The following is a 1,615-nucleotide window of genomic DNA, read 5'->3' as shown; positions in this document are numbered from 1 at the left end:
CTCCACCCCCAACCCCCCCCCCCTCCACCCCCCCCCCACCCCCCCCCCCCCCCCCCCATCCCCCCCCCCCCCCCCCCCCCCCCCCCCCCCCCGCGTCGGCGTGCGGGCGGTCGGCGTGCGGGACGGTCGGCGCGGTCGGTGCGCATCGCGGAAACGTGGGAGAAAGTGCTCCCCCGGTCGGGGGAGGTCATCGACGAGCCGCCCGAGCAGACTGGCGATCACACCCGGGGAGGACCTCCCGGTCTCCCCTTGATTGCACCGGAGTTGACTCGTGCGTGAGCAGATGTGGCAGCCGCTTTCCTCCCGGCCTTCTTCCCGGCGTTCGTCCCGGCTCTCCTCCCGGCGCCCGCAGGCCGGTCGGCGCGGGGTCGTCGTGGCGGCGGCGGCCGCGGTGGCCGTCGGCCTCATGACCGCGGGCACCGCCCTGGCACCGTCCACGGCAGCCGCCGCCCCCCGCCCGGACGCCGTCCAGCAGGGGCTGAACGCGCTGGTCCGTGACGACGGCCTGCCCGCCGCACTGGCCGGCGTCCAGGGCCGTGACGGCCGCACCCGCACCTACACCGCGGGGGTCGGCGACGTCACCACCCGCGCGAAGGTGCCGGTCGACGGCCAGGTGCGGATCGGCAGCAACACCAAGACGTTCACCGCGGTGGTCGTGCTGCAACTGGTCGGCGAGGGGAAGATCGGGCTCGACGAGCCCGTCGAGTCCTACCTCCCCGGCCTGGTCCGCGGCGACGGCATCGACGGGCGCCACATCACGGTCCGCCAGCTCCTCCAGCACACCAGCGGGCTCCCGGACTACGAGGGCTACATCGACGAACCCTCCATCCAGCACCGGTACTTCGAGCCGCGCGACCTGCTGGACATCGCCTTCCAGCACAAGGCCGACTTCGCCCCGGGGGCGAGCTTCAAGTACAGCAGCACCAACTACGTGCTCGCCGGCCTGGTCGTCCAGAAGGTCACCGGCCGCCCCATCGCCGAACAGATCGACCAGCGCATCATCAAGCCCCTCGGCCTGCGGCACACCTACTACCCCGCCCAGGGCGACCGGACCATCCGCGAGGCCCACCCCCAGGGCTACCTCAAGGACGCGACCGACGGGCACCTGATCGACTTCACCGAGCTGGATCCCTCCGCGGGCGGGGCGGCGGGCCAGATGATCTCCACCAACTCCGACGTCAACCAGTTCTTCACCGCCCTCCTCGGCGGCCGCCTCCTGCAACCGGCCCAGCTCGCCCAGATGCGCACCACCGTCCCCATCGGCGACAGCGGCGCCGCCTACGGCCTGGGGCTCATCAGCCGACCGCTGTCCTGCGGCGGCGTCTACTGGGGCCACGGCGGCGACATCCCCGGCTACGAGACCCGGGGCGGGGCGACGGACGACGGCCGCGCCGTCAACATCGCGGTGACCACCGTCCCGCCGGACGCCGCCGGCTCGGAGCACGTCGAGAACGTCGTGGACACGGCCCTGTGCCGCTGACCGAAGTCCGGTGAGGGAGTGGGGAGGCGGGTGGGGCGACTTCCCCCCCCCCCCTTCCCCCCCCCTCCGGTTTCGTGTCGAGGCGGAACAAACCTAAAGCCGCGTGAGGCCGCCGTCTGCCAGCGGTTCCTTGCC

At 73.5% G+C, this 1,615-nt stretch carries 1 protein-coding gene; it reads left to right on the top strand.

All coding sequences use genetic code 11. From position 1 onward, the window contains the following. Positions 1 to 373 precede the first annotated feature (373 nt). The gene (locus AC07AL_RS19455; protein WP_400805266.1) at positions 374 to 1,480 is read left to right on the top strand and encodes a serine hydrolase domain-containing protein; all 1,107 of its coding nucleotides are present in this window, start codon (positions 374 to 376) and stop codon (positions 1,478 to 1,480) included. Positions 1,481 to 1,615: the final 135 nt, after the last annotated feature.

The organism is Kitasatospora sp. NPDC043949 (assembly GCF_056435365.1).
This window is presented reverse-complemented; position numbering and strand designations above follow the sequence as displayed.